A 2240-nucleotide genomic window follows, 5' to 3' on the forward strand; every position below is an offset into this window, starting at 1 on the left:
TCGTACAGTACAATTCATCAGAAACAAAGCATTAAGGCTTTGGATGGATGCCAAGAGAGAAGACAAAATCGATAAATATTCTCTCAATAAATATTGTGCAGTTCTCGCCCAACAGTTCAAGTTTGTCGATACTCTAAATTCTACGGCTAGACAAGCATCGGCAGAACGGGACTGGTCAGCGATTGCCCGTTTCTATGACAATTGTCAGAAAAAAATAAAAGGTAAAAAAGGTTATCCCAAGTTTCAGAAAAATAATCGTTCTGTGGAATATAAAAACTGTGGCGGTCAACTATCGGAGGATAGAAAAAAATTACTTTCACAGATAAGAAAAATCTTGGCACGGTTAAACTGAAAGGAACTAGAGACTTAAACTTTTACCCTATAGACCAAATTAAACGAGTTAGGATTGTTAAACGAGCAGACGGTTACTATGTCCAATTCTGCCTTAGCGTTGATATTCGGGAATAGGCAAAACCCTTAGAACCGACTAAAAGATGTGTAGGATTGGATGTAGGCTTAAAAGTTTTCTACGCTAATAGTGATGGGGAAACGGTAGAAATACCGCAATACTATCGCCAAGCGGAAAAAAGATTAAACCGTTTGACCCCCCGACGTCGGTTGGGGGGGAGAGATTCCCTCTGGCGAATGTTGGATACGTCCTGTCAGATTAGGGAAACTCTATGAACCAAGAATCCCTCGCTTTTAGTGACGGGAGTGTCAATAAGAAGCGATCTTTGATGAGAACAGACAACTATGAACTTCGAGATTCCCAGTGCCGTAAAAACTTGGTCACAATTTGGCCATCCCATTCTAATGTGGGTTTTATTAGGATTAACTATCTATGCCCTCTATTCGGGGCTACAATGGCGACGGACGCGTACAGCAGATAAAGACCTAAAAAAAGAATTATTGCCCAAGGATTTTCGCACTAAACACTATCAAATTGGCTCCCTAATCCTCGCTTTAATGGTGTTGGGGACGATCGGGGGTATGGCGGTGACTTATATTAATAACGGTAAATTATTTGTCGGTCCCCATCTGCTGGCGGGTTTAGGGATGGTGGGTTTAATCTCGATCAGTGCCGCTTTAGTACCTTTAATGCAAAAAGGCAATGAATTGGCCAGAATCACCCATATTACCCTTAATGCCGTCATTTTAGGTCTTTTTGGCTGGCAAGCCTTCACGGGAATGGATATAGTCCAGCGTATTCTCAGCAAAATGTAAGAAACTTTGAAAATATAGGATGCGTCATCAGACGCATCCAACCCTAAAAAGTGCTTTCAAAGTTAATCACAAGTTATAGAATCTTTCTGACGGGTAGAAACAAAAAGCAAAAAATCAGATAAAGAGATATAGCGTTTCTCATAAAGATGAAGTGTAACCTAATGTAGTCGTGCAAAATAAAATGAGATGATTATTCAGGAGAAGACAAGTCGCGGAAAATCTGGCTGGCAATGGCTGCACTCCGGCGAATTTGTTCAATTTCGGAAAGATTTTGCCAATTTTCGGTTTCGATAGTCGTTTCGCTCTGGCCATTACGCATAGTATAGGCGTAGGGACGAGCAAAAACCTGTAAATCTTCTGGAGACCATTGGGGAAAGAGATCGCTAAGACAAACAACAAGGCGATCAAGGTTGTCTAATTGACTATCAACTAGATTTTCAGCGCTTTCTACTAGACGATTTAAATGTTCGGCCGGCAATAAAGAGGCAAATTTATCAAAGATATTAGACCGGGGTGAAACGGAAACTGTCGGGAATTTTTGGTGTAAACTGTTAAAGAATCTATCAGCTTGTGCTTTGATCGCCGTCGCTTCTAGTCCTTCACACAGAGAAAAGGGCGTTTCTGTCAGGTCTAAGGGATCATGACTCTCAACAGCGGTTACATCCCAGGGATAGGTGACTTCTTCTTCGATCAGGATTGCCAGAAGTTCCTCAGTAATCTGTTCGGATAGGGATAAATGGCTCATAAATAACACTCCATATATTAGCCTTTGTGGTGTTCAATGAGTAACTACATCTCGGTTTTGACAATTTCCGAAGCTACAAACAGACTTCTGGTGCAAGTCAGGCAAGAGGCACTGTTGCCATAGGAGCAATAATGGTTCTTCGTTACTTGGTATGGTTCGATAGGGGGGCATAAATCGACTAAATCCTTATCTGGCAAGAGACTTAATTGATTAGTTCGCTCTAGAGCAAAAACAATTGACAAAAATCGCTAAATGCCTTTCTCTATAAGGG

2 protein-coding genes and 2 pseudogenes are annotated in these 2240 nt (G+C 41.2%); 2 read left to right on the forward strand and 2 right to left on the reverse strand.

Features of this window, described 5'->3' with window-relative positions; translation table 11 throughout:
- Positions 1-615: pseudogene (locus tag O9290_RS24600) on the forward strand (RNA-guided endonuclease InsQ/TnpB family protein); the annotation flags it as partial.
- A gap of 138 nt (positions 616-753) precedes the next feature.
- Positions 754-1224 (forward strand): DUF4079 domain-containing protein, encoded by a 471-nt coding sequence (locus tag O9290_RS24605; protein WP_002760891.1) that lies wholly within the window; start codon positions 754-756, stop codon positions 1222-1224.
- Between the two features lie 190 nt (positions 1225-1414).
- Here the strand turns inward: O9290_RS24605 and O9290_RS24610 are convergent, their stop codons facing one another.
- Both O9290_RS24610 and O9290_RS24615 read right to left on the reverse strand, forming a co-directional pair.
- Positions 1415-1969 carry a hypothetical protein gene (locus O9290_RS24610; protein ID WP_002760892.1) on the reverse strand — a complete coding sequence of 185 codons (555 nt, stop codon included), beginning with the start codon at positions 1967-1969 and terminating at the stop codon, positions 1415-1417.
- 44 nt (positions 1970-2013) lie between these two features.
- Positions 2014-2217 (reverse strand): annotated as a pseudogene (locus O9290_RS24615) (hypothetical protein); the annotation flags it as partial.
- Positions 2218-2240 lie beyond the last annotated feature (23 nt).

Origin of the sequence: Microcystis sp. LE19-41.2A (assembly GCF_027530405.1) — a bacterium.
Taxonomy (GTDB): Bacteria; Cyanobacteriota; Cyanobacteriia; order Cyanobacteriales; family Microcystaceae; genus Microcystis; species Microcystis aeruginosa.